At 69.8% G+C, this 26,842-nt stretch carries 30 protein-coding genes; 13 read left to right on the top strand and 17 right to left on the bottom strand.

Features of this window, described 5'->3' with window-relative positions:
• Positions 1-34: 34 nt before the first annotated feature.
• The gene (locus WBG06_RS17480; protein ID WP_336738199.1) at positions 35-712 is read left to right on the top strand and encodes a class I SAM-dependent methyltransferase; all 678 of its coding nucleotides are present in this window, start codon (positions 35-37) and stop codon (positions 710-712) included.
• A gap of 75 nt (positions 713-787) precedes the next feature.
• Here WBG06_RS17480 and WBG06_RS17475 read toward each other — a convergent pair whose 3' ends face one another.
• The 4 genes from WBG06_RS17475 to WBG06_RS17460 form a co-directional block, all read right to left on the bottom strand.
• A complete protein-coding gene (locus WBG06_RS17475) occupies positions 788-1,255 on the bottom strand; it encodes a DUF6069 family protein (protein ID WP_336738198.1) in 468 nt (155 codons plus the stop codon).
• Between the two features lie 106 nt (positions 1,256-1,361).
• Positions 1,362-2,174 carry an ABC transporter permease gene (locus tag WBG06_RS17470; protein WP_336738197.1) on the bottom strand — a complete coding sequence of 271 codons (813 nt, stop codon included), beginning with the start codon at positions 2,172-2,174 and terminating at the stop codon, positions 1,362-1,364.
• The gene (locus tag WBG06_RS17465) at positions 2,171-3,133 is read right to left on the bottom strand and encodes an ATP-binding cassette domain-containing protein (RefSeq protein ID WP_336738196.1); all 963 of its coding nucleotides are present in this window, start codon (positions 3,131-3,133) and stop codon (positions 2,171-2,173) included. Before WBG06_RS17465 ends, WBG06_RS17470 begins: the two co-directional genes overlap by 4 nt.
• Positions 3,130-3,612 carry a nitroreductase/quinone reductase family protein gene (locus WBG06_RS17460; RefSeq protein WP_336738195.1) on the bottom strand — a complete coding sequence of 161 codons (483 nt, stop codon included), beginning with the start codon at positions 3,610-3,612 and terminating at the stop codon, positions 3,130-3,132. Before WBG06_RS17460 ends, WBG06_RS17465 begins: the two co-directional genes overlap by 4 nt.
• 99 nt (positions 3,613-3,711) lie before the next feature.
• Here WBG06_RS17460 and WBG06_RS17455 point away from each other — a divergent pair, with 99 nt between their 5' ends.
• Positions 3,712-4,491, top strand: a complete 780-nt coding sequence (locus tag WBG06_RS17455; protein ID WP_336738194.1) for a TetR/AcrR family transcriptional regulator — start codon at positions 3,712-3,714, stop codon at positions 4,489-4,491.
• A 249-nt stretch (positions 4,492-4,740) separates the two neighbouring features.
• Here WBG06_RS17455 and WBG06_RS17450 read toward each other — a convergent pair whose 3' ends face one another.
• The 6 genes from WBG06_RS17450 to metX form a co-directional block, all read right to left on the bottom strand.
• Complete coding sequence (locus WBG06_RS17450) at positions 4,741-5,985, bottom strand: NAD(P)-binding domain-containing protein (protein ID WP_336738193.1); 1,245 nt, start codon at positions 5,983-5,985, stop codon at positions 4,741-4,743.
• A complete protein-coding gene (locus WBG06_RS17445) occupies positions 5,982-6,536 on the bottom strand; it encodes an OsmC family protein (RefSeq protein ID WP_336738192.1) in 555 nt (184 codons plus the stop codon). The genes WBG06_RS17450 and WBG06_RS17445 overlap by 4 nt, the downstream gene beginning before the upstream one ends.
• A 43-nt stretch (positions 6,537-6,579) precedes the next feature.
• On the bottom strand, positions 6,580-7,101 hold the full coding sequence (locus WBG06_RS17440) for an OsmC family protein (protein WP_336738191.1): 522 nt from the start codon (positions 7,099-7,101) through the stop codon (positions 6,580-6,582).
• A 72-nt stretch (positions 7,102-7,173) separates the two neighbouring features.
• The gene (locus WBG06_RS17435; RefSeq protein WP_336738190.1) at positions 7,174-7,674 is read right to left on the bottom strand and encodes a CoA-binding protein; all 501 of its coding nucleotides are present in this window, start codon (positions 7,672-7,674) and stop codon (positions 7,174-7,176) included.
• Complete coding sequence (locus WBG06_RS17430) at positions 7,674-8,966, bottom strand: O-acetylhomoserine aminocarboxypropyltransferase/cysteine synthase family protein (protein ID WP_336738189.1); 1,293 nt, start codon at positions 8,964-8,966, stop codon at positions 7,674-7,676. Before WBG06_RS17430 ends, WBG06_RS17435 begins: the two co-directional genes overlap by 1 nt.
• Positions 8,963-10,039 (bottom strand): homoserine O-acetyltransferase MetX, encoded by a 1,077-nt coding sequence (metX, locus tag WBG06_RS17425; protein ID WP_336738188.1) that lies wholly within the window; start codon positions 10,037-10,039, stop codon positions 8,963-8,965. The genes WBG06_RS17430 and metX overlap by 4 nt, the downstream gene beginning before the upstream one ends.
• Before the next feature lie 124 nt (positions 10,040-10,163).
• On the opposite strand from metX, the gene dapE reads away from it, so the two are divergent.
• The 6 genes from dapE to WBG06_RS17395 all read left to right on the top strand — a co-directional run bounded on the left by dapE (position 10,164) and on the right by WBG06_RS17395 (position 16,062).
• On the top strand, positions 10,164-11,249 hold the full coding sequence (gene dapE / locus WBG06_RS17420) for a succinyl-diaminopimelate desuccinylase (RefSeq protein ID WP_336738187.1): 1,086 nt from the start codon (positions 10,164-10,166) through the stop codon (positions 11,247-11,249).
• A complete protein-coding gene (locus WBG06_RS17415) occupies positions 11,246-11,965 on the top strand; it encodes a TIGR00730 family Rossman fold protein (RefSeq protein ID WP_336738186.1) in 720 nt (239 codons plus the stop codon). Before dapE ends, WBG06_RS17415 begins: the two co-directional genes overlap by 4 nt.
• 3 nt (positions 11,966-11,968) lie before the next feature.
• Complete coding sequence (locus WBG06_RS17410) at positions 11,969-12,307, top strand: DivIVA domain-containing protein (protein ID WP_336738185.1); 339 nt, start codon at positions 11,969-11,971, stop codon at positions 12,305-12,307.
• A gap of 15 nt (positions 12,308-12,322) precedes the next feature.
• Positions 12,323-14,206 carry a hypothetical protein gene (locus WBG06_RS17405; protein WP_336738183.1) on the top strand — a complete coding sequence of 628 codons (1,884 nt, stop codon included), beginning with the start codon at positions 12,323-12,325 and terminating at the stop codon, positions 14,204-14,206.
• A 146-nt stretch (positions 14,207-14,352) separates the two neighbouring features.
• The gene (locus WBG06_RS17400) at positions 14,353-14,526 is read left to right on the top strand and encodes a DUF3117 domain-containing protein (RefSeq protein WP_008358749.1); all 174 of its coding nucleotides are present in this window, start codon (positions 14,353-14,355) and stop codon (positions 14,524-14,526) included.
• Complete coding sequence (locus WBG06_RS17395) at positions 14,527-16,062, top strand: leucyl aminopeptidase family protein (RefSeq protein ID WP_336738182.1); 1,536 nt, start codon at positions 14,527-14,529, stop codon at positions 16,060-16,062.
• Between the two features lie 375 nt (positions 16,063-16,437).
• Here WBG06_RS17395 and WBG06_RS17390 read toward each other — a convergent pair whose 3' ends face one another.
• Complete coding sequence (locus WBG06_RS17390) at positions 16,438-17,073, bottom strand: O-methyltransferase (protein ID WP_336738181.1); 636 nt, start codon at positions 17,071-17,073, stop codon at positions 16,438-16,440.
• A 190-nt stretch (positions 17,074-17,263) separates the two neighbouring features.
• On the opposite strand from WBG06_RS17390, the gene sigE reads away from it, so the two are divergent.
• The 3 genes from sigE to WBG06_RS17375 all read left to right on the top strand — a co-directional run bounded on the left by sigE (position 17,264) and on the right by WBG06_RS17375 (position 19,795).
• Positions 17,264-17,863, top strand: coding sequence for an RNA polymerase sigma factor SigE (gene sigE, locus WBG06_RS17385; RefSeq protein WP_336738180.1), 600 nt, complete (start codon positions 17,264-17,266; stop codon positions 17,861-17,863).
• On the top strand, positions 17,860-18,324 hold the full coding sequence (locus WBG06_RS17380) for a hypothetical protein (RefSeq protein WP_336738179.1): 465 nt from the start codon (positions 17,860-17,862) through the stop codon (positions 18,322-18,324). The genes sigE and WBG06_RS17380 overlap by 4 nt, the downstream gene beginning before the upstream one ends.
• 70 nt (positions 18,325-18,394) lie before the next feature.
• Complete coding sequence (locus WBG06_RS17375; protein WP_336738178.1) at positions 18,395-19,795, top strand: S1C family serine protease; 1,401 nt, start codon at positions 18,395-18,397, stop codon at positions 19,793-19,795.
• A gap of 100 nt (positions 19,796-19,895) precedes the next feature.
• Here WBG06_RS17375 and WBG06_RS17370 read toward each other — a convergent pair whose 3' ends face one another.
• From WBG06_RS17370 to WBG06_RS17360, 3 genes are all read right to left on the bottom strand, one after another.
• Positions 19,896-20,162, bottom strand: coding sequence for a helix-turn-helix domain-containing protein (locus tag WBG06_RS17370; protein ID WP_336738177.1), 267 nt, complete (start codon positions 20,160-20,162; stop codon positions 19,896-19,898).
• Positions 20,163-20,285: 123 nt separating this feature from the next.
• The gene (locus tag WBG06_RS17365) at positions 20,286-21,614 is read right to left on the bottom strand and encodes a hypothetical protein (protein ID WP_336738176.1); all 1,329 of its coding nucleotides are present in this window, start codon (positions 21,612-21,614) and stop codon (positions 20,286-20,288) included.
• Positions 21,611-21,985 carry a hypothetical protein gene (locus WBG06_RS17360; protein ID WP_336738175.1) on the bottom strand — a complete coding sequence of 125 codons (375 nt, stop codon included), beginning with the start codon at positions 21,983-21,985 and terminating at the stop codon, positions 21,611-21,613. The genes WBG06_RS17365 and WBG06_RS17360 overlap by 4 nt, the downstream gene beginning before the upstream one ends.
• 182 nt (positions 21,986-22,167) lie before the next feature.
• Between WBG06_RS17360 and WBG06_RS17355 the strand changes: the two genes are divergently transcribed.
• Together WBG06_RS17355 and WBG06_RS17350 are read left to right on the top strand one after the other, a co-directional pair.
• Positions 22,168-23,652 carry a wax ester/triacylglycerol synthase family O-acyltransferase gene (locus tag WBG06_RS17355; protein WP_336738174.1) on the top strand — a complete coding sequence of 495 codons (1,485 nt, stop codon included), beginning with the start codon at positions 22,168-22,170 and terminating at the stop codon, positions 23,650-23,652.
• Between the two features lie 4 nt (positions 23,653-23,656).
• A complete protein-coding gene (locus WBG06_RS17350; RefSeq protein ID WP_336738173.1) occupies positions 23,657-24,016 on the top strand; it encodes a DUF6912 family protein in 360 nt (119 codons plus the stop codon).
• Between the two features lies 1 nt (position 24,017).
• Here WBG06_RS17350 and WBG06_RS17345 read toward each other — a convergent pair whose 3' ends face one another.
• The 3 genes from WBG06_RS17345 to WBG06_RS17335 all read right to left on the bottom strand — a co-directional run bounded on the left by WBG06_RS17345 (position 24,018) and on the right by WBG06_RS17335 (position 26,728).
• Positions 24,018-25,601 carry a lysyl oxidase family protein gene (locus WBG06_RS17345; protein ID WP_336738172.1) on the bottom strand — a complete coding sequence of 528 codons (1,584 nt, stop codon included), beginning with the start codon at positions 25,599-25,601 and terminating at the stop codon, positions 24,018-24,020.
• A 126-nt stretch (positions 25,602-25,727) separates the two neighbouring features.
• The gene (locus WBG06_RS17340; RefSeq protein ID WP_336738170.1) at positions 25,728-26,204 is read right to left on the bottom strand and encodes a DUF2505 domain-containing protein; all 477 of its coding nucleotides are present in this window, start codon (positions 26,202-26,204) and stop codon (positions 25,728-25,730) included.
• 50 nt (positions 26,205-26,254) lie between these two features.
• Entirely contained in the window at positions 26,255-26,728 is a 474-nt protein-coding gene (locus WBG06_RS17335; RefSeq protein ID WP_336738169.1) for a DUF2505 domain-containing protein, read from the bottom strand.
• Between the last annotated feature and the right edge of the window lie 114 nt (positions 26,729-26,842).

Genomic DNA, 26,842 nt, shown 5'->3' with positions numbered 1-26,842 from the left:
CTCCAGCCCTCCTAGGTCGGGCTAGGTTGGTGGCGTGCAGGGGCCCACGCTCAAGGAGCTCGCCGTGCAGGCGCTGTCGTCGGTGGAGCGGGGCTATGACCTGCTGGCGCCGAAGTTCGACGCGACCCCGTTCCGTACGCCGGACTGGATGCTCGCGGCAACGACCGCCGCGCTGCGGGAGCACGGGCCGTTCGAGCGGGGGCTGGACGTGTGCACGGGTACCGGTGCGGGGCTCGGGGTGCTGGCAGAGGTGACGGACGTAGCGCCCGCAGGCGTCGACTTCAGCGAGGGGATGTTGGCTCAGGCGCGGGAGGCGCACCCGGAGGCCGATCTGGTGCGAGCCGATGCTCGCGCGCTGCCGTTCGATGCTGCGTACGACCTGGTGGTGAGCTTCGGGGCGCTGGGGCACTTTCTGCCCGAGGAGCGGCGGCCGCTCTTCGACGGCATCCACCGGGCGCTGCGGCCGGGCGGGATCTTCGCGCTGCCGACGAGCACGGCACCACGGCCGACGCATCCGGCGTACTGGATGTTGACCGGCTTCGACCTGGCGATGCGGGTGCGCAACGCGGTGTGGCGGCCGAAGTTCGTCATGTACTACCGCACCCATCCCCGGCCGGCGCTGCTCGCGGACCTGGCGGCCGCCGGGTTCACGGTCGAGACGTCGCCCATGCCCGGTGTCGGCGAGCTGATCGTGGCGCGAAAAGCGGGGTAGTCCGGGAGCGAACTGCCCATATACCCGCGAGTAATAGGCAGTTCGCTCCCGGACTACCCCCGGGCGGGGCCGGTCTCACCCCCGACGCGGGTTGCGCTCGGCCAGCCGGGCGGCGATGACGGGGACGATCACCACCGCGGCGACCAGGTGGGAGCCCACCAGCATGATGTTGGTGGCGTAGGAGTCGGTGACGGCGACCAGGCTCGGCACCATCGAGAGCGCCGTCAGGGTCCAGGCGGTGCGCTTCCAGGTCGAGCGCGGGCGCTTGGCGAAGCGGGCGAGGCAGACGGCGATGATGATGCCGATCAGGCCGAGCTCGGCCACGGCCCAGGCCAGCCCGGTCGCGGGGATGGCCGCGGGCTCGACGCCGGTCCCGGGGAGTGCGACGTCGAACGGCACCCCGGTGGCGCGGGCGGCGACCTCGTACACGCCCGTGACCAGGGCGCCGACCAGGACGGCGGCGGTGCTGACGAGCCAGACCGGCATCCGCGACGCGAACCGAACGGGGGAGGTGCTGGCCTGGGTGAAGGTGCTGGTGCTCATGATGGTGCCTCTCGTTCCAGAAGGTGTGGCGCGGCCCGTTCGGGCCGCTTCTCACCCACTCCACGAACGACCACGAGCCGATCCGACAGGTTCTCCAGAACTTTTTTCAGCCCAGGCGCCGGAACGCGCGGGTGGACAGCGGGACGAAGATCGCCAGCAGGACCGCCGGCCAGGCCAGCGCGAGCAGCGTCGCGTGGTCGGCGAGCATCCCGGACGTGATCCCGGTCGGGTTGCCGAAGAGGTCGCGGCAGGCGGTGGCCGTCGCCGAGACCGGGTTCCAGGCGGCCAGGAATCCGAGCCACCCCGGCATCGTCTCGGGCGAGACGAACAGGCTCGAGCAGAATCCCAGCGGCCACACCAGCACCTGCACGATCATCAGCGCACCCTCCATCCGCAGGGCCAGGCCCAGGTAGATGCCCAGCCACAGCATCGCCAGCCGCAGCCACAGCAGGAGACCGACCGCGGCCGCCGCCTCCAGGAACGAACCCTGGATCCGCCACCCGATCAAGAGCCCGCCGAGCATCAGGACCGCGAGCTGGACCGCCGAGTTCCCCAGATCGGCGACCGCCCGGCCCAGAGGCACCGCCAGGCTGCTCATCGGCAGCGAGCGGAACCTGTTGGTGACCCCGCGCTTGGTGTCCTCGGTGACGACGGCCATGGTGCCGTCGATGCCGAACATCATCGTCAGTGCCAGCACGCCGGGCAGGAGATAGGGCAGGTACGTCCCGCCGCCCGGCATCTCGATCGCGCCGCCGAACAGGTAGCCGAAGATCAGCAGCATCATGATCGAGAACAGGATCCCGAACACCGGCCCCCACGGCTCGCGCTGCCAGTGCTTGAGGTCGCGGAGCGTGATCACCCAGGTCTGTGTCACGGTCTGGGTCACGGTCTGTCGCAGAGTGGAGGAGAGGGCGGTCATCGGGCGGCTCCTTCGTGCTGGTGCTCGGTATCGGGGGCGGTCAGGTGGAGGAATACCTCGTCCAGGGTCGGTCTGCGCAGCAGCACGTCGTCGACCGCGATGCCGGCGGCGTCGAGGGTGCGTACGACCTCCACGACCGCGGCGCCGCCCCCGGCTGCGCCGGCTTCGACGGTGACCTCGAGCCGGTCGGGGTCGACGGTGGCCGCGGCGCCGAGAGCACCTGCCATCCGGGTGAGATCGGCGGGCTCGGTCGCGGTGATGATCACCCGGTCGCCACCGAGGTCGCTCTTCAAGGACGACGGTGTGCCTTCGGCGATCACCCTGCCCGCACCGAGCACCGTGACCATGTCGGCGAGCTGGTCGGCCTCGTCCAGGTACTGCGTGGTCAGCAGGACCGTCGTCCCGTCGGTGACGACCCGTCGCACCATCTCCCACACCTCGTGGCGGCCGCGCGGGTCCAGCCCGGTGGTCGGCTCGTCGAGGAAGAGGATCCGCGGTCGGGTGACCAGACCCGCGGCGATGTCGAGACGCCGACGCATGCCGCCGGAGTAGCCCGAGACCTTCCGGTCACCGGCCTCGACGAGACCGAAGGCGTCGAGGAGCTCGGCGGCGCGGCGTACGGCATCGGCTTTCGGCAAGCCGTGCAGACGACCGAACATGACCAGGTTCTCGCGGCCGTGGAGGGCCTCGTCGAGAGCGGCGCTCTGCCCGACCAGGCCGATCGTGGAACGGACCCGGGAGGGGTGGCGTACGACGTCGTGGCCGCCGACGAGCACCTCCCCGGCGTCGGGGCGGGTGAGGGTCGCGAAGACGTTCACCGCGGTCGACTTGCCGGCGCCGTTGGGTCCCAGCAGGGCGTGCACCGTGCCGGTGGCGACCTCGAGGTCGAGGCCGTCGAGCGCCTGGGTGTCGCGGAAGCGCTTGCGCACGCCACGCGCGGAGAGGGGAGTCGGGGTCATCGGGCCACCTCGATCCGGAACACGCCGCAACGCCCGGCGACGGCCTCGAAGGCCTCGGGGGTCAGGTCGGTGACGACGCCGGCGTCGAGCATGATCTTGGCCCCGTCGGACATCCTTTCCGGCCACACCCGGAGCACGCTCAGGGCCTCCTCGCCGTCCACCTCGACCAGCTGCACGTCCTCGATCCGCTTCCCGATCCGGAGACTGCCGCGGCCGCCCGCGGCACGTACGTTGCGCGCCCAGTCGGCCCCTGGGAAGCCCTCGAGAAGGTAGCGCTGATCGTTCAGGTCCAGCACCGACAGCGGGGTGCTGCGGGGCTTGCCGCTGGTCCGCCCCGGCACGGTGAGCACCGGCAGCTCCCTCATCCCGATCCCGGTCCGGGACAGGGCCATGAAGACCTTGTTCATCGGCTTGAGCCAGCGCGGCGGCACCGGCTTCCCTGACGCCGCGGAGAGCGGCGAGTTCGCATCGTTCGGCATGCGCATTCCTCCAATTTCGTACGCTGTACGAAGATGACAACGGAGCGACTGTAGCATTTGTTCCGTACGATGTACGAAATTTTTTCGGAGGAGGTTACGATGAGCCACGTGCCGGACCAGCCAGATCAGCCTGACCAGCCAGATCCGTCCCTTCGCCTGCTCTGGCGTCATCGGATCGAGGTGCGCGAAGAGCCGAAGGCGAAGCGGGGTCCGAAGCAGAAGGTGAGTGTCGACGAGGTCGTCGACGCCGCGATCGACCTGGCCGACGCCGAGGGTCTGGCCGCGGTGACGATGCGCGCCATTGCCCAGCGCTTCGGTCTGGGCACGATGACGCTCTACTCCTATGTGCCCAACCGCGACGCCCTGCTGGTGCTCATGGCCGACCAGGTGACCGGCCGGACCGTGCTGCCCGACCTTCCCGACGACACGCGGAAGCGTCTCGCGCTGGTCGCCCATCTCCAGCACGACGAGCTCCGGGCCCACCCGTGGCTGCTCGAGGTGCAGGACGTACGCCCCTGGCTGGGGCCCAACATGAGCGACCGCTACGAGTGGCAGCTGCAGGCCGTCGACGGTCTCGGGCTGACCGACCTGGAGATGGACCAGACGGTCGCCGTGCTGGTCGGCTTCGCCGGCAGCATCGCGCGCAGCGAGCTGATGAAGCGCCGCGCGGAGGAGGTCACCGGGATGACCGAGGCGGAATGGTGGGCCGCCAACTACGACACGCTGAACGAGGTCATGGCGGGCAGCCACTATCCACTCGCCGGTCGGGTCGGCACCGCCGCCGGCGAGGCCTATCAGGCGGCCACCGACCCGGCGCGCGAGCTCGACTACGGCCTGGCCCGGATCATCGACGGTGTCCTCGCGCACGTCAACCGATAGCCGAGTCGGCTCGTCTGTCCCGCTGTGGCGTGTCGAGTCGGCGCGTCGGTCCCGCGGATGGGAGTCGAGTCGGCGCGTCAGTCCCGCGGATGGGAGTCGAGTCGGCGCGTCAGTCCCAGGCGCTGGGGCAATTGCGCCGACTCGGCGTGGGGATCCGGGACAGTTGCGCCGACTCGGCGTGGGGATCCGGGACAGTTGCGCCGACTCGGCGGGAGAATTCGGGACAGTTGCGCCGACTCGGCGTTCGGGTCAGCCTGCGGTGCGGCGGGTGGGGGTTGCCAGGCGCTCGGAGAGGTGTGCGACCAGGTCGGCGGAGTCCTCGCGGGCGCCGTCGATGTAGGTCGAGCGGCGACGTCGCAGCACCGGGAGCCCGGTGACGTAGAGACCGGGCAGGTCGGTGACGCCGCCGTCGTGGCGGATCGCGCCCTTGTGATCGAAGACGTCGGCGTCGAGGAACCCGTGGTCGGGTTTGATGCCGGTCGCCCAGACGACCGAGCCGATCTCGCCGGAGGTCAGCGAGAGAGACAGCAACGGCTCGGGTACGCGCGTGGGCTCGAGTCGTTCACCGGCGCCACCGAAGGTCTGGTCGATGCTGTTCAGCAGCCGGTTGGCCTTGAGGTCGGCGAGGGCCGCCATGTTGGCCAGCGAGCCCGAGAAGAGCGCGGTGCCGTCGCGGAGCCCGGCCAGCTTGCCGACCACGCGGACGCCCAGCTCCTGCAGTGTGTTGAGGTCGAGCGAGGACGTGCCGCCGACGAGCTGGAAGGAGGAGAGCCGTCGCGCGCGGGTGATGTCGTCGAGCTCGTCCCAGCGCTCGTCGAGGATCCCGGCCTCCTCGATCCAGGCGAAGATGTCACGGCCGTGGTAGCGGCGCGGCACCCGGACGTGCTCGCCCACGGCAAGGGTGACCGGGCGGCCCGATGCCTGCAGCTCCGCCGCGATCTGTACGCCGCTGGCAGCCGCCCCGACGACCAGCACGCCGCCGGTCGGGAGCTGCGAGGGACGCCGGTAGTCGACGGCGTGCACCGAGGGCACGCCCCGTGGCAGCTCGGCGGCCAGCGCGGGCACCACCCCGCGTACGGAACCGGTGGCGAGAACGACGTGCTCCGCTGACCACGGGCCCGCGGAGGTCTCGACCAGAAAGCCGTCCGGGTCCGGGGAGATGTGGTGGACATCGACGTTCTCGTGCACGGGTGCCGCGATCACGTCGGCATAGTGGGCGACCAGTGCAGCGACCTGCGCCGCGGTGAGGAACTCCTCGGCCTCGGCGGGGCCGAGCGGCGGGGCGTCCAGTCCGGGCAGCCGGTTCATCCAGCTCGGGGTGAGCAGTCGAAGCGAGTCCCAGCGCTGGGTCCGCCACGAGTGAGCGACCTGCCCGCGCTCGAGGACGACATGGTCGATCCCTTCGGCGCTGAGACGGTGGCTCACTGCGAGGCCGCTGTGCCCCGCCCCGATCACCGCGACGGTCGTGCGGCGAGACGGGACACTCGTTGTCACGGGACCGAGACGCTGACCGCGGTCGGGTTGGTGAGGATGTCGAAGACGGCCGAACGCTTCTGGGACTGCGCGACCAGCGCCTCGATGTCCTCGGGGGAGGCGTCGGCGTCGATCGAGTAGTTCACGCGAACGCCGGTGAAGCCGTTGCGTACGTCCGCGTCGGCGCCGAGGATGCCGCGGATGTCGTGGTCGCCCTCGATGGTCGCGGTCACGGAGTTGAGCTGGATGCCCCGCTGCTGGGCGACGGCGGCGACGCCGGCCGTGAGGCAGCCGCCGAGTGCGACCAGGACGGTCTCGACTGGCGTGGGGCCCTGGTTGTCGGCCGCGAACTGCGGCGGGTGGTCGCCGTCGGACTCGAAGGAGCGCTGGGTCTCCTGCTCCTCGCCGAGGCCGAAGAAGCCTTCGACCTTGCTCTTGGAGTGGGTGTCCTTCACCCAGGTGTTGGTGGCGCGCCAGGTGAATTTGGCCGCCTCCGGGGTCTCCTGGAGGGCGGCACGTGCGCCGAGCAGGGCGGCGACGTTGACGCCGTTGTCGACGGTGGTCTCTGTCATGGTGGTTCCTCGTTTCGATGGGTGTGGATGGAGCGGTGGCGACTCAGGCCAGCGAGACGTTGACCGGGACCGCGCTGCGAAGCGTGTGGCCGACGGGCGAGCTGGCGAGGACCTTGGCGTGGAGCGCCTCGAGCTCCTCGCGGGGCGCCTCGGACGCGATGGTCACAGTGGCGTCGATCGCGTCGAAGCCGGCGTGGCCATCGCCCAGGCCGAGGAAGACCGTGAGGTCGATGTCGCCCGTGAGGTCGATGCGCAGGTCGTCGAGCTCGATCCCGGCGACCGATGCGTTCGCGGCGTAGCCGACGGCGAGGCAGTTGCCCAGAGCGCCGAGGAGCTGCTCGACGGGGTTCGGGGCGGTGTCGCCGCCGCCGAGACCTGCGGGCTCGTCGGACGGCGCGGGGTCGAAGGATCGGATCTTCGCCTCGGACACGAAGGCGCCCTTCCAGGTCACGTGGGCGGCCCAGGTGGTGTGCGCCTTGGCGGGATCGTCCTGGATCGCCTGGACGAGATTGCCGACGGCGGCGAGGTCGACATCGTTGAGCTGTGTCGTTGAATCGATGCTCATGAGAACGCTCCGGAGTCGAGGGAGTGGATTAATCGAGATAATAGACTAACTAACTCGACTAAAGAAGGAGTCTCATCGCCGGATCGGGCGCGAGGTGATCACGCCGGTGTCGAACCCGGCCAGGTGCAGGCCGCCGTGGAAGCGGGCGTGCTCGATCTTGAGGCAGCGGTTCTGCACGACGCTCAGCCCTGCCGCGCGCGCCGCGTCCGCGGCCTCGTCGTTGGTCAACCCGAGCTGGAACCACACGATCGGCGAGCCCAGCGCGACCACCTCGTCGACGACAGCGGGCAGGTCGCTCGCCCGCCGGAAGACGTCGACGATGTCGGGGGTCTCCGGGAGGTCCGCCAGGCTCGCGTAGACCGGCTGCCCGAGCACCTCGCGGCCCGCGGCGTTCGGGTTGATGAAGTAGAGCCGGTAGTCGGTGTCCTGGGCGAGGTAGGTGGCGACGTAGTAGCTCGACCGGGCCGTGTTGGGAGAGAAGCCGACGATCGCGATCGACTCGGCTGCCCGGAGCAGTCGCTGGCGCTCGCGCGCGGTCGGCTCGTGGGGGATCTGCGTGATCGTGGTGGTCATCATGGCTCCTTCGTAGCGGCGGTGAGCGCCTGGTCGAGGTCGAAGACGATGTCGTCGGCGTCCTCGATGCCGACGCTGATCCGCACCAGCCCGGGCGTGACGCCGGCCTCGGCCAGCCGTGCCTCGCTGAGCTGGCGGTGGGTGGTGGAGGCGGGGTGGATCACCAGGGTCTTGGCGTCACCGATGTTGGCCAGATGGCTGGCGAGCTCGACGGACTCGATGAACCGCTCGCCGGCGGCTCGACCGCCTCGGACGTCGAAGGAGAAGACGCTGCCAGGCCCCTTGGGCAGATACTTCTGGGCTCGCGCATGGTGCGGGTGGGAGGGCAGGCCGGCCCAGCGTACGTTCTCGACCCGGTCGTCGGCGTGGAGCCACTCGGCGACGATCCGCGCGTTCTCGACGTGGCGCTGGACCCGCAGCGACAGCGTCTCGACCCCGAGAGCGAGCTGCCATGCCGACTGGGGCGACAGGGTGGCGCCGACGTTGCGCAGGTGCTCGGCGCGCAGTCGGGTGAGGAAGGCGTACTCGCCGAAGTTGCCCCACCACGACAGGCCGCCGTAGTGCTCGACCGGCTCGTGGAAGAGCGGGAACCGCTCGGGTGAGTACTCGAAGCGACCCGACTCGACCACCACGCCGCCCAGCGTGGTCCCGTGTCCGCCGAGGAACTTGGTCGCCGAGTGCACGACGATGTCGGCGCCCCACTCGATCGGCCGGGACAGATACGGCGTCGGGATCGTCGAGTCGACGACCAGCGGCACTCCGTGGGCGTGCGCGATGTCGGCCAGCCCTTCCAGATCCGCGATGTCGCCCGAGGGGTTGGCGACGGTCTCGGCGAAGATCAGCTTGGTCTCGGGACGGATGGCGGCTGCGTACGCCTCTGGGTCGGTCGAGCTCACGAAGGTCGTGGAGACGCCGAAGCGGCGCAGGGTGACGTCGAGCTGGGTGACCGAGCCGCCGTAGAGCTGGGCGGAGGCGACGATGTGGTCGCCGGCGCCGGCCAGGGAGGCGAAGGTGACGAACTCGGCGGAGAGACCCGAGGCGGTGGCGACCGCCCCGATGCCACCTTCCAAGGAGGCCAGACGCTCCTCGAACGCCGCGACGGTCGGGTTGCCGACGCGGGTGTAGATGTTGCCGTACTTCTGCAGCGCGAAGCGCGCGGCTGCGTCGGCGGTGTCGTCGAAGACGAACGACGCCGACTGGTAGATCGGCAGCGCCCGGGCGCCCTGGGCGGCGTCGGGGATGTTGCCGGCATGGATGGCACGGGTGTTGAAGCCGTACGTGTGGTCGGTCATGAACCAACTCCAGTTCGATCGTTGAGGAAGCTTTCGACGAGGTCGAGATAGCCCGGTGGGTCGAGCAGGAACGAGTCGTGGCCCCAGGAGGAGGTGATCTTGTGGCGCTCCACATCGATGCCGGCCCGGCGCAGCTGCTTCTCGATCAGGACCGAGTGGGAGGTCGCGAAGCGCCAGTCGGAGTCGAAGGAGATGACCTGGAACCTGGTGTCCCGGATCCGCTCCGCGAACTCGGGGGAGGCGAACGGGTCGAAGTAGTCGAGGAGCCGGGAGAGATAGAGGTAGGAGAGCGCGTCGAAGCGGTCGACGAACGTGCGTGCCTGATGATCGAGATAGCTCTCGACCTCGAAGTCGATCCCGAACCCGGGTGCCGAACCGTCGCGCCGCGAGCGGCCGAACTTCGCCTCCAGCCCGGGCTCGGAGACGTACGTGACGTGGCCGAGCATCCGCGCCACCGAGAGCCCGTTCGCGGGGACGACCCCGTCGTCCGGGTAGCGGCCGCCGCGGAAGTCGGGGTCGCGCAGGATCGCCTGCCGCGCGATGTTCGACAGCGCGATGTTCTGGGTGCTCAGGCGGGCGGAAGCAGCCACCAGGACCGCCCGCTCGATCTGGCCAGGCGCGTCGGCGGCCCACTGCAGGACCTGCATGCCCCCGAGCGACCCGCCGACGGCGGCGCGGAGCTTCTCGATGCCGAGGTGGGCCAGCAGCCGGCGGTGGACGGTGACCAGGTCGGCGACCGAGATCAGCGGGAAGTCGAGCCCCCAGGCGCGGCCGGTGGCCGGATCGGTCGAGGACGGCCCGGTGGTGCCTCGGCAGCCGCCGAGGAGGTTGGCGCAGACCACGAAGAAGCGGTCGGTGTCGACCGGTCTCCCTGGGCCGACCATCGTCGGCCACCAGTGCGTGGCCTCGGCGTCGCCGGTGAGAGCGTGGGCGATGAACACGACGTTGTCGCGGGTGGCTGCCAGCTCACCGTAGGTGGCGTAGGCGACGTCGACCGGCGTCAGTGTGCGGCCGCTGGACAGGTGCAGCGGGGCGGATTCGTCGAAGAGACGGACGTGTCGCACGGCGGTCATCGACACCCCTCTATCTATTAAGTCGAGTTGTTAACTACGAAATGTAGCCTGTACGTCGACCTCGGGGGCGGATGTCCGGGATGCAGGCGTCGAGCCCTCAGGGAGGGCTGGTTGACTTACGTCTGTGACGACCAGTCCTGATACTCCCGCCATCGACCTGACGACCGACGTGGTGACGCTGACCCGACAGCTGATGGACATCGAGTCGGTGAGTCTCGACGAGCTCGAGCTGGCGGACGCGGTGGAGCGGGCGCTGGCTGCGTACGACCACCTCGTCGTCGAGCGTCGCGGCAACTCCATCGTGGCGCGCACCGACCTCGGCCTCCCCGAGCGCGTGGTCATCGCGGGTCATCTCGACACCGTGCCGGTCAACGGCAACTTCCCGAGCCGCCTCGACGAGGCCACCGGCATCCTGCACGGCCTCGGCGCCTGCGACATGAAGTCCGGTGACGCGGTCATCCTCAAGCTCGCCGCCACCCTGGACGCGCCCAACCGCGACGTGACGTACGTCCTCTACGACGCCGAGGAGATCGAGGCCGTCCACAACGGCCTCGGCAAGCTGGCGGCCAGCGAGCCCGACCTGCTCGCGGGCGACTTCGCGATCCTGATGGAGCCCTCCAATGCCGGCGTCGAGGCCGGCTGCCAGGGCACGCTTCGGGTCGAGGTGCGCACCACCGGCGAGCGCTCCCACAGTGCCCGCTCCTGGCGCGGCGTCAACGCGATCCACAAGGCCGGCGAGGTGCTGCGCCGACTGGAGGCGTACGTCCCGCGCAAGCCCGTCATCGACGGCCTCGAATATCACGAAGGCCTCAACGCGGTCTTCGTCTCGGGTGGAGTGGCCGGCAACGTGATCCCCGACGAGTGCGTGGTGACGGTCAACTACCGCTTCGCCCCGGACCGCTCCGAGGAGGAGGCGCTCGCCTTCGTGACCGACTTCTTCGAGGGCTACGACGTCACCCTGACCGACTCGGCCCCTGGCGCGCTGCCCGGGCTGGACCGCCCCTCGGCCAAGGCCTTCATCGACGCGGTCGGTGGCGAGGTCGGGCCCAAGTTCGGGTGGACCGATGTGGCGCGATTCACCGTCCTCGGCATACCGGCGGTCAACTATGGTCCAGGTGACCCGATGTTCGCCCACAAGGCCGACGAGCACGTGCGGATCTCCGAGATCACCGCGTGCGAGCAGGCCCTTCGTGATTGGTTGACCGCATGACCCGACGCAGCGGCTCCGGCCCACGCCCCACCAAGGGGCGCCCCGCCGGCAGCACGACCGACCAGCGCTTGCTGGACAGCTCCGGCCACGGCGACTGGGTCCACACCGACCCGTGGCGGGTCATGAAGATCCAGGCCGAGTTCGTCGAGGGGTTCAACGACCTCTCCGAGATCGGCCCGGCGATCAGTGTCTTCGGATCGGCGCGCACGCCGCAGGACCACCCGACCTACGCCCAGGCCGAGGCCGTCGGTCGCGGCCTGGCCGAGGCCGGCTTCGCGGTGATCACCGGCGGTGGCCCCGGCACCATGGAGGCGGCCAACAAGGGTGCCCTCGAGGCCGGCGGCGAGTCGATCGGCCTCGGCATCGAGCTGCCCTTCGAGGCCAGGCTCAACGACTATGTCGGGTTCGGGCTCAACTTCCGCTACTTCTTCGTGCGGAAGATGATGTTCGTGAAGTACTCCCAGGGCTACGTCGTCATGCCCGGCGGTCTCGGCACCATGGACGAGCTCTTCGAGGCGATGACGCTGTCCCAGACGAAGAAGATCACCCAGTTCCCGATCGTCCTGATGGGGGTCGAGCACTGGCAGGGTCTCCTCGACTGGATGCGCGAGACGATGCTCGCGGACGGCCGCATCAAGCAGAGCGACCTCGACATGATCACCCTCACCGACGACGTGGACGAGGCGGTCGAGCTGATGTTGAAGGCGCGTGACTGACCGATGGGTTGGATCTTCGCGGCACTGATCGTGCTGGTTCTCGGAGGAGTCGCGCTCGTCGCCGCCGGGGCAGGCGCACCGATGGGGGAGGAGTACGGCGACCGGCCCGACGCCCTGGTGCCCCGCGACCGTGTCCTGGAGGCGGCAGACCTGCGCCGCGTACGTTTCTCCGTGACCTTGCGTGGCTACCGGATGGACGAGGTGGACGCACTCATCGCCCGCCTCGCCGAGGAGGCAGAATGGCGTGAGTCGACCGAGGCCCAGGATGCTGGTGCCGAGGTCGGAGTCGGGGGACACACATCACACCCGCCCGAGCCCGATTCGGGCTCACCCGACGTCTAGGACAGAATCGCTGCCGTGAGTTTCGCTGCCGTACTCGTCTACGCCGTCACCGCCCTGGTCGCGGTGATCGTCGCGCTCACCTATCTCAAGCCACATCTCCTGCAACCGCAGCGGGAAGGCGTGCCCCAGAAGATCCACCTGTACGCCGGCGCCGCCGGCCTGCTGGTCTGGGCCCTCTTCCTGGTCTCGCCGCCCTCCTTCTTCCTCGGCGGCGACATCCCAGGTGTCGTCGGGCTCTTCGGAATCTGGCTCGCAGCCATCGCGGGCCTCTACCTGCTCGTCCGTCGGCTCAAGGAGCAACGCGCCGGTCACGACGACTACGGCTACGACGACGGCTATGACGGCTACGAGGGCTACGACGAGGAGTACGCCGCGGAGGACGGTTACGGCTACGACGAGCCCGGCTATGCCAGCACCGGTTATGACGGCTATGCCGACTACGACGACCAGGCTGGCTACTCCGACCCGTCTCGGTCGGCCTCGCAGCCTGTTCCGCCGCCGGCACCACGGCCGGTTCCTCAGCCGGTTCCTCAGCCGGTGCCGCAGGCCGTTGCGCGACCTGCGTCCCAGCCCGTCGCTGCGCCGGGACGCCCCGCTGCTCGCCGGCCTGAACCCCGACGGGCGGCAGCTGGTGTCGAGGAGACTGCCGTGATGCCTCCTGTCGAGCGTGGTCCCTCGCCTGCGCCGGTGCCACCCGCACCCGCCCCGGCACCCGCACCCGCGCCGGCTCGGGACGAGCAGTTGGGTCGCCGTGTGGCCGGACGTCAGGCACCGCCCGCGCCGCAGCGCCCGTCCGCACCGCAACCGTCCGTCCCGCAACCGCCTGCTCCGCAGCGGCCCGCTCAGCGATCCGCCCCGCAGCCGCCGGCGCCCCAGCAGCCCGTACGTCAGCACCCAGCGCCCCAGCCGCCCGCCCCGGCGGCCCCCGCACGGCCACGCCAGGAGCGGCCGCGTCAGGAGCGGCCCCGGCAGGAGCGACCCGCTCCTCAGGCGCCGGCCCCGCAGCGGCCCGCGCCCGAGCAGCCTCAGCCGGACCAGGGCGCGCCGAGGCGGAGCCAGAGCGGCCAGGATCCGTGGGGCCGCCGCCAGGAGCCGCCGCAGCGACGGTCCCGTGGCTATGACGGTCGCTACGACGACCGCCACAACGACAGCCACGACGAGTTCGCCGACCGCCGATACCGTCGCGACAGCAGCTACTCGGACCATCCGGGTCAGGCCCAGCAGAGCCCCCCGCGCGCGCCGCGCCCGGCACCTCGTCCCGCGCCCCGCCCGGTTCCGCAGGCTGCACCCGCACCTGCACCCGCACCCGCACCTGCACCCGCACCGCAGGCGCCGAGCCGGCGGCCCGACCGGCGGTCGGAGCAGCAGCCCGAGGCGTACGATCCCTACTCCTTCGACTCCTACGGCCCGCGCGACCGGAGCCGGCGCCAGGACGAGGACTGGTCCGACGCCCCTGCTCAGGCCCCGCGCGCACCGCGGCCGCAGCCGCGCAGGCGTCAGCAGGAGCAGGGCTACCCTTCGACAAGCTCAGGACATCGCGCCGAGCCTGCCTACGCGGACTACGACCAGGGCCGTGACCACGGTCGTGACCGGGGTTACGACCAGGACTACGACCCGGACTACGACCGGACCTACGACCGGGCCGACGACCGTGGCTACGACCAGGCGTACCCACAGGACTACGACTACCCGTCAGCAGGCTCCGGACGTCGCGACGAGGCGTACGACCGCGGGTATGACGAGCGTTACGACGACGCCTACGGCGAGTCGGCACGCGGCGACCGTCGTGAGTCCGGCGGGGCCTTCTTCGAGGCCACCGGAGCGGCGATAGTGGTGCACCTCACGATGGTGATCCTCGCGATCTGGCTGACCTGGGCCTACGGAACGTCGGTCATCTGACAGGTTCGACGGCAGGTCAACCCGCCGAAACTCCCACCTTGCCGTCAGGTCTGCTGACCTGATGAGGGATAATGGATGTGCAATGCGCGCTCCGAGGCCATCCGGCAGGTGAGCGCCGACACGCGAGACACGGAAGAAGGTGCCGCATGGCGGCGATGAAGCCGCGGACGGGAGACGGTCCGCTGGAGGTCACCAAGGAAGGTCGGGGCATCGTGATGCGCGTCCCGCTCGAGGGTGGTGGCCGGTTGGTCGTCGAGCTGAACGCCGAGGAGGCCGCCGCGCTCGGCGAAGAGATCAAAGGTCTTGGGCTGAACGCGTAGATGACCACAACGCTGCCGTCGCAGGTGCTGCCGTCTCAGGTCGGACCGCCCACCTTCACGCTCAGCCCGCTCGGTCCGGAGAGCAACGATGCTGAGATCATCGCGCTCCCGGTCATCCCGGACGAGGACGAGCTGGTCATCGGTCCCGGGGCCGCTGACCTGGGCGACCGATACGACCTCCTGGGTCACCTCGAGTTCGAAGGTGCCACGGGCAGCGCCGGCGAGGTGACGACCTACCCCGTCACCGGCTCCGGCCCCCTGCGACAGATCCTCCTGATCGGCGTCGGCGCGCAGCGGCGCGACGACTTCCGCCGGGCGGGGGCCGCGCTGGCCCGCGCCGTGCGGGACCGGTCAGAGGTGGTCACGACCATCCCGGCAGTCGATCCCGAGGTCGGGCTGGAGCCGTTCGTGGCCGGCGCGACGCTGGGGTCCTTCCTCTTCCACTGGCGCTCCGAGGGTGCGCCGTGGACGCCGGTGGAGACGATCACCCTGGCCGACCTGGGGGATGACCAGGCGGCAGCGTTGGACCGGGCTCAGGCGATCGCGCGCGCCGGGTGGCGCGCGCGATTCTTCGCCTCGGTTCCGAGCAATCTCAAGAATCCTGCCTGGCTCGCCGAGCAGGCGACGTCGCTGGCCGCCGAGACTGGCCTGAAGGTCACCGTCTGGGACGAGGACCAGCTCGCTGCCGACGGTTTCGGCGGCATCGTCGGGGTCGGTCAGGGGTCGGCGACCCCGCCGAGGCTGATCCGGCTCGACTACACGCCCCGCAGGTCCGGGCGACTGGGCTCGTCGAAGAAGACTCCCACCGTCGTGCTGGTCGGCAAGGGCATCACGTTCGACACCGGTGGGCTCAACATCAAGCCCGGCGACGGCATGGTCACGATGAAGCGCGACATGACCGGTGGCGCGGTGGTGCTGGCGGTGATGACCGCGCTGGCCGAGGTCGGCTGCCCGGTCAAGGTGGTCGGCCTCATCGCCGCCGCCGAGAACGCGATCTCGGGTTCGGCGCTGCGTCCCGGCGATGTGATCACCCACTACGGCGGCCGCACCTCCGAGGTCACCAACACCGACGCGGAGGGCCGTCTGGTGCTGGGTGACGCGATGGCGTACGCCGCGGACAAGATCAAGCCCGCCGCCCTGGTCGACGTGGCCACCCTGACCGGTGCGATGCGCGTCGCTCTCGGGCAGACGATGGCCGGCTTCTTCGCCGACGACGACGCCCTGGCCGGACTGCTCGCCGAGGCCTCCGAGGTCTCCGGTGAGACGCTGTGGCGGATGCCGCTGGTTGCGGACTACGAGGAGAAGCTCGCCTCGAAGGTCGCCGACGCCGACAACGCCCCCGGCGGGCCCGGCGCCCTCACTGCCGCGCTCTTCCTGCAGCACTTCACCGGCGGCATCCCGTGGGCCCACATCGACATCGCCTGCGGCGACGCGTACGCCGATGTCCACGAGCTCACCCCCGGTCCCACCGGCTTCGGTGCCCGGGTCCTCCTCTCCTGGCTGGCTGGCGACGACCCGCTGGCCGGCGTCCGCTGACGAGAAGTCACTCCCGCAGGCCGAGGCGTCACCTACGCCGGCCGAGATGGCACGTACGTGACCACTCGACCGACGGGGGTGACGCCTCGGCACCTTCATGATGCAGGGCACAAGTCCTCACCGAGTCGACACCGACAGTGCGGCCGGTGGGCATGTGGGCGCGCTTCCTGATCCTCGTGCACGGCGTCGCCATCGCACGCGAGCGGAGGCCGGTGCTGCCAGGTGAGGTGATTCTGTTGGCGCCGCTGGGTGGTGACATGGTCGGCGTGAACGCCGGCTACTTCCCGGCCTCGGCATACCACGCGTCCTCACGCGGGGGCATCCACTCGTGCACCCCGCTCCTGACTCGAAGATGCCCCGTGCGAGCAGGTGCCCCTAGGACTTGCGCGCCAGCAGGAGACCGTCGCCAACAGGCAGGAGCAGCGGGATGAGGCCGTCGTGGTCGGCGACCTGCTGGTTGAGCTCGCGAATGGTGGCGGTCTCCTCGTCGCGCACGGACGGGTCGGCCACGCGGTCGTGCCATAGCGCGTTGTCGAAGGCGACGACACCGCCGGGGCGGAGCAGGCGCAGCGCTTCCTCGAGGTAGGCCGAGTATTCGGTCTTGTCACCGTCGACGAAGACGATGTCGTAGTGGTTGTCGGTGAGCCGGGGGAGCACGTCGAGGGCGGCGCCGGCGATGCAGCGCGCCTGCCGCTGGCCGAAACCGGCCTCGGTGAAGCTCTGCCGGGCGAGGCGCTGGTGCTCGGTCTCGATGTCGACGGTGGTCAGGACCCCGTCGGGGCGCATGCCTCGCAGCAGCCACAGACCGGAGACGCCGGTGCCGGTGCCGACCTCGACGACGTTCTTCGCGTCGAGGACGGAGGCGAGGAAGCGGAGCGCTGCGCCGCCGCCCGGCCCGATCGGGGCGACGCCGACCTCCTCGGCCCGGGAGCGGGCGGCGGCGAGGAGGTCGTCCTCCGCGACGTACTCGTCGGCGTAGGTCCAACTTGCGGTCGAGACAGGGCTGGTCACACCCCAAAACCTAACCTGTTTCGCTCAACGGTGCGGGAACGCCAGATCCAACTTGCGCGTTAGAAGGTCACAGGACGAGGAAAAATAGGAGCCTCACAGGCAACTCTCAGCCCTTCTGTTCCCAGGCGATCTACCGTAGGAGATGTCAGCGATCAGCTGGTCAAGCAGCACCACAGCAGACAGGAGCACCATGACCGCGGAGCCCACGACCACGCCCCCGACCTCGGAGTCGGCCGTGCCGACGTGGGACGAGATCGTGGAGAAGCACTCCGACCGGGTCTACCGGCTCGCTTACCGCCTCACCGGCAACCGCCACGACGCCGAGGACCTCACCCAGGAGGTCTTCGTGCGGGTCTTCCGCTCTCTCGACACCTACAGCCCCGGCACCTTCGAGGGCTGGCTGCACCGGATCACCACCAACCTCTTCCTCGACCAGGCCCGTCGCAAGCAGCGGATCCGCTTCGACGCCCTCTCCGACGAGCGCGCCTCGCGCCTGACGAGCAGCGGCCCGACGCCCGACGCGGCCTACACCGACCAGCGCTTCGACGACGACATCGAGCGCGCGCTGGCCACGCTGCCCCCCGACTTCCGGGCCGCGGTCGTGCTCTGTGACGTGGAGGGGCTCTCCTACGAGGAGATCTCCGAGATCCTCGGTGCCAAGCTCGGCACCGTCCGTTCGCGTATCCACCGCGGCCGGGCGATGCTCCGTGACGCTCTCGCCCACCGTGCGCCGCGCGGCGGGCGGTTGCGCCACTCCGGGCCCAAGGTGTTGTGGGGCGGGGCTTCATGAGCTTGTTGGGGAACCACCTCGGTGCGCGGACCAGCGCTCTTCTCGACGGCCAGCTCGACGCCGCGGAGGAGGAGCGCGCGTGGGCGCACGTGCACGAGTGCTGCGCCTGCCGTCGGTTGGTGGAGCGAGAGGGCTGGCTGAAGCGGCGCTTGGCCGGGCTCAGCGTCGACCCTGGCGTCTCGGCCCCTGCCGATCTGAAGGGCTCTCTGCGTGGAGGTGTCCTTGCCGCCTCGGTGTGGGCAGACGACTTCGACGACAGCTTCTCCGACCCGCGCTCGATGAGGCGTACGTTGGTGATGGTCGCGGCTGGCGGCGGTGCCGTCGGCGCCGCGGTGTTCAGCATGTTCGCCTTCACTGCCGCGCCCGCCGATGCGCCGGTGCCCCGGAACCTTCCGGTCACCGCGGTCACCCAGGTTCCAGGCGCCCCGAGCGCCCCCGTCGTCGCGCACGTACGCCGCTGAGCGACCGCCGGACGACGCGACACGAGACCCGGGCTGCCCATTGTTGGGGCGAGTGGGAAGAATGGGTGTCGTGACGCAGGAACCACCAGAGGACCAGTCGCGGCCGATCTCCCGTTGGGCGCCGCCTACCGCCGCGCCCGACGTGCCCCCGGCCGGGCAGACGCCGTCCCCCGACGACCTGGTCGACGATGAGCGCGACACGGCGGAGGTGCCGCTGCCGGGGATGCCGGGACCTGCGGTCGCCCCGCCCCCGCCCACCGCTCCGCTGCCGCCCTCGACGCCGCCACCGCCAGGCGCGTCCCTGCCCGGGTTCGACGGCCCGCCGGCGCCGCCGATGCCGGTCGCTCCGTCTGGTTCCGCGCCGCGTCGGCGTGTTCCCGGCCCGGTCTGGGCGCTCGCGGCCGCGGTCGCCTTCCTGCTCGGTGTGCTGGGTGGTTACGCGGGTGGGGTGCTCGAGGACCAGGACGACATGTCGAGCCTGGCCGGCGGTGGGCTCGAGCCGGGCTCGATCGAGACCGACGCGCCCCTGGACGGCGACGACGCCAACATCGTGAAGGTGGCCGCGACGCTGCTGCCCTCGACGGTCCAGATCTTCGCCGAATACCAGGGCGTCGAGGACGCCGCGACCGGCTCCGGGTTCGTCTTCGACCGCAACGGTCATGTGGTGACCAACAACCACGTGGTCGCCGACGCCGCCAAGGCCAAGGGCAGCATCGAGGTGGTCGACCACAAGGGCCGGCGCTACAAGGCCGACGTGGTCGGGCGCAGCGCGGTCTACGACCTGGCCGTCCTCGACGTCCCCGAGGTCAAGAAGCTCGACCCGGCCTCGCTCGGCAGCACCTCGCGGCTGAGGATCGGGGAGGGAGTCGTCGCCATCGGGTCGCCGCTGGGGCTCAGCTCCACGGTGACCTCGGGCATCGTCAGTGCGCTCCAGCGCCCGGTGAGCACCGGGCAGACCGAGGACGACACCTCCTACATCAACGCCGTCCAGACCGACGCGGCGATCAACCCCGGCAACTCCGGAGGTCCGCTGGTGAACCTCGTCGGCCAGGTCATCGGGGTCAACTCGGCCATCGCGACGGCCGGTGGCGGGGAGGGCGGCGAAGGCGGCAGCATCGGCGTCGGATTCGCCATCCCGATCGACCAGGTCAAGGTGACCGCCGCTCAGATCCTGAAGACCGGCAAGGCGACCTATCCGATCGTGGGCGCCTCGGTCGACGTGCAGGCCGCCGACCACAACGGCGCGCTGATCTCGGTGGTCGATGCCGGTTCGCCGGCCGCCGCGGGCGGGCTCAAGGACGGCGATCGCGTCACCAAGGTGGGCGACGTCACCGTCACCGACGGCATCGGCATGATCGTCGCCATCCGTGCCCACCAGCCGGGGGAGACCGTCGAGTTCACCGTGATGCGCAACGGTGCCCGCCACGAGCTCAAGATCAAGCTGGAGGCGCAGACCGAGAACCTCGCCTGATCCAGGTCGACAGACGCGAAGAGCTGCTGGGCGCAATGCCCGGCAGCTCTTCGCGTTGTTGTGGGGAAGGTTTAGTTGTGGGGGATGTTGTTGCTGTGACTCAAGAAGCGTCCGGCGTGACAGCCGGCGCGGGGGAAGCGCCTTCTGCCTCGACGAACGGGTGGTCGGCCACGAAGGCCTTGGTCTGCGAGTACATGTCATCGATGAACTTCTCGAGGACGCTGGCCTCGACGCGCCACTGGCCGCGCCCGCCGATCTTGATGGCGGGGAGCTCACCACGGCGGACAAGGGCATAGACCTGTGCGCTCGAGGTGTTGAGGACCTCGGCGACGTCGGCAAGAGTCAGGAAGCGGGGGGTACCAGACATAAGTATCAGTCTCCCAGACTCTGCAAGCGGGCGTAAACCAGGGCGCCAACCTGTTAGTCCGCATTAGGCGGCGTTGCGCTGCTTTGTGGATCCGAGGTAGGTGAATCGTGAAGCAGAGGTGCCCTAAGCAGCGAACAGCAGATACAACCCGCCGACGGTGAAGCCGACCATGGTGATCAGCAGCGGCACCTGACCGATCACCAGATGCTCCTTCGGAAGCACCTGGAGCGCCCGGATATGGGCGGACCAGACGCCGAGCACGTGCCCCACGATCACCGCCGTCACCTTGATGACGGCCAGGAGCGTGCCGTGGTAGGCGAAGAAGTAGGAGACCGGCATGTCCGCCGTCCCGAACCAGTCCGCTCCGACCCCCATCGGGTCCGATGCGTTGCGCAAGGTGGCCAACCCGCTCTCCCAGAAATAGCTGAGATAGTGGGCCACGACGTAGCCAGCGATGATCGGCACCAGCGAGGGCGCCAGCTCGGCAGGCAGGGCACGGCGCGGGACGTCTCCGACGCCAGTCATCATCGTCCCCGCACAGTAGAAACCGGCGACGAGGAGCGGCAGCGCGATGAGAGCGATGTTGTTGATCAGGTAGGCGGTGGCTCCGGAGATCTCCGGGTTCTGCACGATCTGGAGCCACTGCGGCGACTCCCGGTAGGAGTCGTAGACGATCGTGCCGAAGAGCACCGAGACGACGGCGACCAGGCCCGGCGCCGGGCGCAGGGTGTCGAGGTTGCCCAGCGGGGTCCGCAGCACAAGGTTGCCGCCCGACGTACGACCCCAGACCGACAGGCGGGCCATCAGGGACGAGTAGACCTCGAACGGGTCGCAGCGCTCCAGGAACTCCTCGCCGAACAGGGCCCCGCCCAGGATCATCACGGCCAGGTAGACGGCCAGCCAGAGGCGTAGGGGACCCAGGTAGTTGTTCTCCGGGTAGACCAGCTCCATCCAGGCGAACGCGAGCAGCGTGAGCGACGCGGGCCAGTAGCCCAGACGCGCCGGGAAGCGGAGCGGCGGGCTGCCGGTGCCGCGGAGCCAGGTCAGTCCGGCGACGATCGTACGGGCCGGGCTGATCGCCTTGTAGACCCGTCCGAAGACGAGCGAGAACGGGACGAGGCCGACCCAGAGCCAGACGTACGTCATCCCGAAGATGGGGTTGTTGGCGTTGTCGGAGCCGGCGAAGGCGACCAGCACGAAGTAGGCGAAGATCAGCATCCCGACGACGCGCCACAGCGCAGTCCAGGCGGGGGAGTCGACGACACGCCCGAGGCGGGGCACGGGCCAGCCGCGTGCGTTACGGACTCCCACGACCTCGCCTGCCGCGGCACGTTTGGTGGTCACCACCAGCAGCGCGAAGGAGGCGAGGAGGGCGAGGACGGCGCCCGCGATGACGTACTCGAGAGGCAGTGGGAGGTCTTGGCGACCGCCCACGCCGTGGGTGAGGATCACTGGACTTCGAGGGTGACGATGGTCTTGCCGAGGGTGTGAGACTCCACCTCGTACTGACCAGGGATCTCGAACGCGCCCAGGCTGATCCGCGTGGTGCCCACGCCGTAGGCGGCGGACTGCTCCGGGTCGGAGTGCACGTGGACCTCGCCGGCAGCGTCGGCGGTCACGTCGAGCTCGACGCTGTGCCCGACGGGCACCTCGATCTTGGTGCCGTGGGGGTCGACCGAGTCACCGGAGAAGTTGATCTGGACGACCACCGGGTTGCTGTCGTTGCTGGGCTCGGTGGCGACGTCGTTTCCGCAGGCAGTCGCGACGGACGCGATCCCGCAGATTGCTGCCACGACCGCGATGATCCGGGCCGTGAGGCGCATTGCTCCCCCGTTTCGTGGGCTAAGTTCAAGCTGGCGTCTGCCACAATCGCACATGAACCAAAGAGGGGGCTGAGAGGGTATGAGCGAGCGCCGGCGAGCGACCAACAGGCCTCAGGCGGCCACGTCCGTACGATGGCGTTTGCGCTACGGAGGTGGCGGAATGAGCGAGCGTTGGTGGCGGCATGAGTGATCGGCTCGGGGCACGCGACGTGGCCTTCCTGGACGGGGAGACGCTGTCGGTGCCGCACCAGGTGGCGAGCATCGAGCTCATCGAGCCCAAGCGGAGCTCGAGGCAGTCGGGGGACCCGAAGGCCGAGGGGTTCGACTACGGTGCCTTCCTCCAGCACGTCGAGGACCGGCTGGCCTTCGTGCCGCGCTACCGGCAACGGGTCCGCGTCGTGCCTGGCCGGATCGCCTATCCGGTCTGGGCCGACGACGACCGCTTCGACCTCACCTATCACGTACGCCGCTCCGCGCTGCCCCGCCCGGGCTCGATGGAGCAGCTGCTCGACCTGGCCGGCCGGATCGTCTCCCGGCCCCTGGACCGCTCCCGGCCACTGTGGGAGCTGTATGTCATCGAGGGGCTGGCCGGGGACCGGATCGCGCTGGTCACCAAGACCCACCAGGCGCTGGTGGACGGCGCCGAGACGGTCGACCTCGTCCAGCTCCTGCTCGACGACAAACCCGAGGTCGGACCGGTCGTGCCTGACCTGTGGGAGCCGCCGGAGCCGCAGTCGGGCGCGCGCCTGGTCGCGGGCGCGGTCGTCGATGCGCTCACCTCGGTCAGCGGCCTGACCGACACCGCGCGCAGTCTGGGCGGTGCCGCCCTGGGGCGCGTCACCGGTGTGGCCAAGGACCTGCAGAACGCGGGAGCAGGCATCGCCCGGTTGCTCACCCGCCGGGCTCCGGAGCGACCGACACCGCTCAACGGGACCCTCTCCCAGCAGCGGCTGGTGGTGACGCTGCAGGCCGACCTGGCCGACTTCCGCCGCATCCGGGACACCCACGGCGGCACCGTCAACGACGTCATCCTGGCTGCCGTCACCGGTGGCCTCCGCGCCTGGTTGATGACACGCCAGGCATCGCTCGCCGGCGTACGCCAGGTGCCGGCGCTGGTACCGGTCTCGGTGATCGACGAGGAGCTCGACCCGACCCAGCTCGGCTCCGCGGTGGCGCCCCACTTCGTGGTGCTCCCGGTCGCGGAGCCGTCGCCGGTGGTCCGTCTCCATCAGGTCTCCTACTCGTTCGAGCAGCACAAGGCCAACGCCCGCACGGTCAGCGCGCAGCGGCTGGCGGGGATCAGTGGCTTCGCCCCGGCGACCTTCCACGTGGTCGGCTCCCGGGTCGCCGCCGAGAGCGAGCACGACTACCTGCTCTCGGTGTGCAACGTGCCGGGGCCGCAAGAGCCGCGGTACGCGGCCGGCTCCCGGTTGGTGGCCTCGTATCCCATCCACCCGCTGGCCGAGGGGCACGCCCTCGCGATCGGGGTGACCTCCTACGACGGCCAGGTCTTCTTCGCGATCACCGCCGACCGCGACCTGGTGCCCGACGCGTCCCTGGTCGGCCAGTGCATCAGCGAGGCCCTCGACGAGCTGCTCGACACCGCCTCGGGACGGCGCTTCCGGGCGCCCCGAGGTCTGCGCGTCGTCAAGAACGCGGGAGAATGAGGCCGTGACCCGCATCTACGTACCCGCCACGCTCGCGCTGCTCGCTGACTGGTACGCCGCGGGCGAGCTGCCCGGGACAGCCGACGGCTATGCCGCCCCCGACGACAGCGAAGAGGCCGAGTACGCAGCGCTGATGAGCGCCGCCGACGACTCGGCGGCGCTCTTGGCCGGCCCCGGGCGCCGGGTCGTGGTCGTCGTCGACGCGCCCGACGCGCTCGCCCATCATCTGGAGAGCCAGGTCGTCCCGCTCAAGCTGGTCGCCGCGGTCCACGCCGACCTGGCAGATCGCCCGGCCGACGCGGACCCCGACGAGGATCTGGGCTGGTTCGCCACCCAGGAGATCCCCGACCTGATCCAGGCCTAGGTCACTCCTCCTCGCCCCACCAGGTCTCGGTGTCGACGCCCTGGTAGGGCGGGACCTTGACGGTGCGGGCGCCGGCCTTCCCGCCGATGATCACGGTGCGGTAGCTGACGTTGTTCGACCGCGTCCGCTCGTAGAGGTTGCCGTCGGGGTTGACGGTGACCTTGATCCGGTACGTCCCGTTCTTGACCTTGCTCAGGTCGAAGGCCTGGGTCTGGGACTGGTTGTAGGTGTCACCCCAGCCCGCGGGCATGCTCTCCCGCAGCCAGAGCGCGGACTTCTCGCCGCAGGCCGACTCCAGGCCGGTCTGACCCGGCCGCAGCGTCGCTCCGGGCACGGTCAGGTCCACCGGGTCGGTGGGCACCAGGCACCACGACTGCTTGCCGCTGGTCGTGACGAGCTTGTCCTTGGCATCGACCAGCTCGTATTTCGCGAAGTCGAGGAAGTGCCAGTGGTTGTGCTCGGGCGCCTCGTGGAACTCCATGGTGCCGGTGCGCTTCACCCCGACCTGCTCACCGTCGCGGTAGAACATCTGGTAGGCGTCCATCACCGGAGTGGTGCCGCGGCGGAAGCCCTCGACGATCATCGGCGCCGGCCCGGCGTTCCACTCGTTGGCGGCGAAGTTGAGGCGGTCGATGCCCTGCTCGTCGACGTCGGTGGAGATCTGCCAGGCGGGCACGGAGACGAGGTCGGGCAGGGTGTCCTTCGCGGGCTTGCCCGGCTTGATGGAGCCGAGCGGACCACCCAGCGGGAGCCGGCCGCGGCCGTTCTCGCCGCCCTCCAGCAGCTCTCGTGGCACCACCGTGCGAGCACCCTGGTCGTCATCGGCCGCGTGGGCCGCCATCATGCCCATCTCGCCGCCCTCGCCCTCACAGCCACCTTCGGGACAACCGTCGACGATGACCAGGTCCTGCTTGGCCGTGCGGCTGGCCTTCGGCAGCCCGAGGAAGTCGGCGACCGGCTTGCTGACGCTCATCGTCATGGTGAGCCTGGTCTCGCCCTTGGTCGCGAACTCGAGGTCGGAGACGGTCGGGACCGCCATCCCGCGCTCGATCCCGTACAGGACGCCCTTGGTGAACCAGTTGCCCCCGCAGAACTCGGGGTAGACCGGACCGGTGGCGCCGTCGGTCTGCACCCGCTGCCGGTCGTAGCCGCCCGGGCACAGCGGACGGGTGTCGTCGAGGATCACCTTGCCGGACTTGTTCTTCAGGGTGACCCGGAGGCCGTCCTTGAAGCCTTTCATCCCATCGACGATCGCGGCGGGCGCGGTCGTGGTGGTGCGCTTCTTGCCACGGATGACGGTCTTGGTGACCTTGACCGGCTCGTCGTAGGCCGCGTGGCGCGCACGGAACTCGAAGGCGGCGTCATAGGCGGCCAACCAGACGGACGGCTGGACGTACGCCGTCCCTTCCCAGGCCTCCACCTCGACGGTGTCGGAGGCGGCGACGAGCTTGAGCGTTCCCTTGCCGGTGGTGCCGCTCGCGGGTCCTGAGTTCATCGTCACCGTCGTGGTGACGACGAGGGCGGCTGTCGCCAGCCCGATGCCGGCCGTGACCAGATGCCGCGCGCGAGTACGAGGTCTTACCATCGAGATGTCCCCTCCAGAACGGCCCGAATCCCTCCTGATCCGAGACCTGATGGCCGGCAATGTTCTGCCCGGCACCTAGGGGGACGGTTGACTCTTCAGCCTGGTTGCACCGGTTCCGTGAATTCTTCAGCGGGAGAGGTACGCCACGCCGACCGCCTGCTCGAGGTCGAAGGCCTTGAGCATCAGCTCCTCGACGTACTCCTCGAGCTTGGCCCCGACCAGCGGGACCGGCACCTTGATGTTCAGCCGCACGCTCTCGGTGGTGCGCCCGTCGGACTCGGAGAGCGAGATGTTGCCCCGGAGCGTGGCGAGGCCGCCGGGGACGGTGATGTCGACGACCGCGACGGTGTCCGAGGACCAGACCTCGCTCTGGTGGACGGTGAGGTCACCGCTGACGATGCGCTTCGCGAAGGAAGGTACGCCGACGGTCGACTGCACTCGGTCGATCCGGACCTCGCGCGGCGCGCCGCCGATGGTCACCCGGCGGCGGAGCGCGCCCTGGGCGTCGGCGACCTGCTCGCGGAAGCCGGGATCGGCGAGCATCGCGGACACCTCGCCCATGCGGGCGTCGTAGACGAGCTCGTGCTGGAGGGTCGTCGTCATTGCCGAATCCTTTGGGGCTCTTCTGCGGGTTGGGGCGTGGGTGAGGTGGCTCAGCCGGCGAGCCAGCGGGTGCCTACCTGGTGCTCCTTCTCGAGCCCCTTCTTGAAGATCGAGAGGATGAGGTCTTCCAGCTTTCCGCTGACCAGAGGGACATTCACGGTAGCGGTCAGGGTGACTGTCTCGATGGTCTGCGTGCCGTTCTCGGCAAGCCGAGCGGTGCCGGTCAGGGAACCGGGCTTGCCGGGGAGGGTGAGCTTGAGGTCGCCGGCGGTGAAGTCGGCCGACCAGATCTCGTCCTGGTGCACCTCGATGGTGTCGCCGACGAACTTCTTCGCGAACCCGGGAACCCCGCTGACGGCCTGCTCGTAGCGGATGCTCACTGTCGACCCGGTGATCGCCACGCTCTTGGACCGTGCATGCTGGGCGTCGCAGACCTGTTCGCGGAACGCAGCGTCGGCGAGCATCCCGGAGACGGCTGCGATCGGGGCGTCATAGGCCATCTCAACCCGCAGTTCTTTGCTCATGACCACACATCATGACGCCTAGCCGGGCCAGAGTCACCAGTGATGGGGCCGAGACAACCGACACATTCTCTTAGTATGTTCTTAACCGCCGGGCCGGCCGGCAGTCGTGAGCCT

Source organism: Nocardioides sp. CCNWLW239 (genome assembly GCF_037137035.1).
Lineage (GTDB): Bacteria > Actinomycetota > Actinomycetes > Propionibacteriales > Nocardioidaceae > Nocardioides.
This window is presented reverse-complemented; position numbering and strand designations above follow the sequence as displayed.

Bases quoted from the DNA above. Each gene is read 5' to 3' on its own strand.
- WBG06_RS17470 (WP_336738197.1), bottom strand. From the start codon at position 2,174: ATGACCGCCCTCTCCTCCACTCTGCGACAGACCGTGACCCAGACCGTG.
- WBG06_RS17440 (WP_336738191.1), bottom strand. From the start codon at position 7,101: ATGAGCATCGATTCAACGACACAGCTCAACGATGTCGACCTCGCCGCC.
- WBG06_RS17335 (WP_336738169.1), bottom strand. From the start codon at position 26,728: ATGAGCAAAGAACTGCGGGTTGAGATGGCCTATGACGCCCCGATCGCA.
- WBG06_RS17370 (WP_336738177.1), bottom strand. From the start codon at position 20,162: ATGTCTGGTACCCCCCGCTTCCTGACTCTTGCCGACGTCGCCGAGGTC.
- WBG06_RS17380 (WP_336738179.1), top strand. From the start codon at position 17,860: ATGAGCTTGTTGGGGAACCACCTCGGTGCGCGGACCAGCGCTCTTCTC.
- WBG06_RS17430 (WP_336738189.1), bottom strand. From the start codon at position 8,966: ATGACCGACCACACGTACGGCTTCAACACCCGTGCCATCCATGCCGGC.
- WBG06_RS17445 (WP_336738192.1), bottom strand. From the start codon at position 6,536: ATGACAGAGACCACCGTCGACAACGGCGTCAACGTCGCCGCCCTGCTC.
- WBG06_RS17400 (WP_008358749.1), top strand. From the start codon at position 14,353: ATGGCGGCGATGAAGCCGCGGACGGGAGACGGTCCGCTGGAGGTCACC.
- WBG06_RS17395 (WP_336738182.1), top strand. From the start codon at position 14,527: ATGACCACAACGCTGCCGTCGCAGGTGCTGCCGTCTCAGGTCGGACCG.
- sigE (WP_336738180.1), top strand. From the start codon at position 17,264: ATGACCGCGGAGCCCACGACCACGCCCCCGACCTCGGAGTCGGCCGTG.
- WBG06_RS17465 (WP_336738196.1), bottom strand. From the start codon at position 3,133: ATGACCCCGACTCCCCTCTCCGCGCGTGGCGTGCGCAAGCGCTTCCGC.
- WBG06_RS17355 (WP_336738174.1), top strand. From the start codon at position 22,168: ATGAGTGATCGGCTCGGGGCACGCGACGTGGCCTTCCTGGACGGGGAG.
- WBG06_RS17475 (WP_336738198.1), bottom strand. From the start codon at position 1,255: ATGAGCACCAGCACCTTCACCCAGGCCAGCACCTCCCCCGTTCGGTTC.
- WBG06_RS17415 (WP_336738186.1), top strand. From the start codon at position 11,246: ATGACCCGACGCAGCGGCTCCGGCCCACGCCCCACCAAGGGGCGCCCC.
- WBG06_RS17340 (WP_336738170.1), bottom strand. From the start codon at position 26,204: ATGACGACGACCCTCCAGCACGAGCTCGTCTACGACGCCCGCATGGGC.
- metX (WP_336738188.1), bottom strand. From the start codon at position 10,039: ATGACCGCCGTGCGACACGTCCGTCTCTTCGACGAATCCGCCCCGCTG.
- WBG06_RS17435 (WP_336738190.1), bottom strand. From the start codon at position 7,674: ATGACCACCACGATCACGCAGATCCCCCACGAGCCGACCGCGCGCGAG.
- WBG06_RS17455 (WP_336738194.1), top strand. From the start codon at position 3,712: ATGAGCCACGTGCCGGACCAGCCAGATCAGCCTGACCAGCCAGATCCG.
- WBG06_RS17460 (WP_336738195.1), bottom strand. From the start codon at position 3,612: ATGCCGAACGATGCGAACTCGCCGCTCTCCGCGGCGTCAGGGAAGCCG.
- WBG06_RS17410 (WP_336738185.1), top strand. From the start codon at position 11,969: ATGGGTTGGATCTTCGCGGCACTGATCGTGCTGGTTCTCGGAGGAGTC.
- WBG06_RS17345 (WP_336738172.1), bottom strand. From the start codon at position 25,601: ATGGTAAGACCTCGTACTCGCGCGCGGCATCTGGTCACGGCCGGCATC.
- WBG06_RS17360 (WP_336738175.1), bottom strand. From the start codon at position 21,985: ATGCGCCTCACGGCCCGGATCATCGCGGTCGTGGCAGCAATCTGCGGG.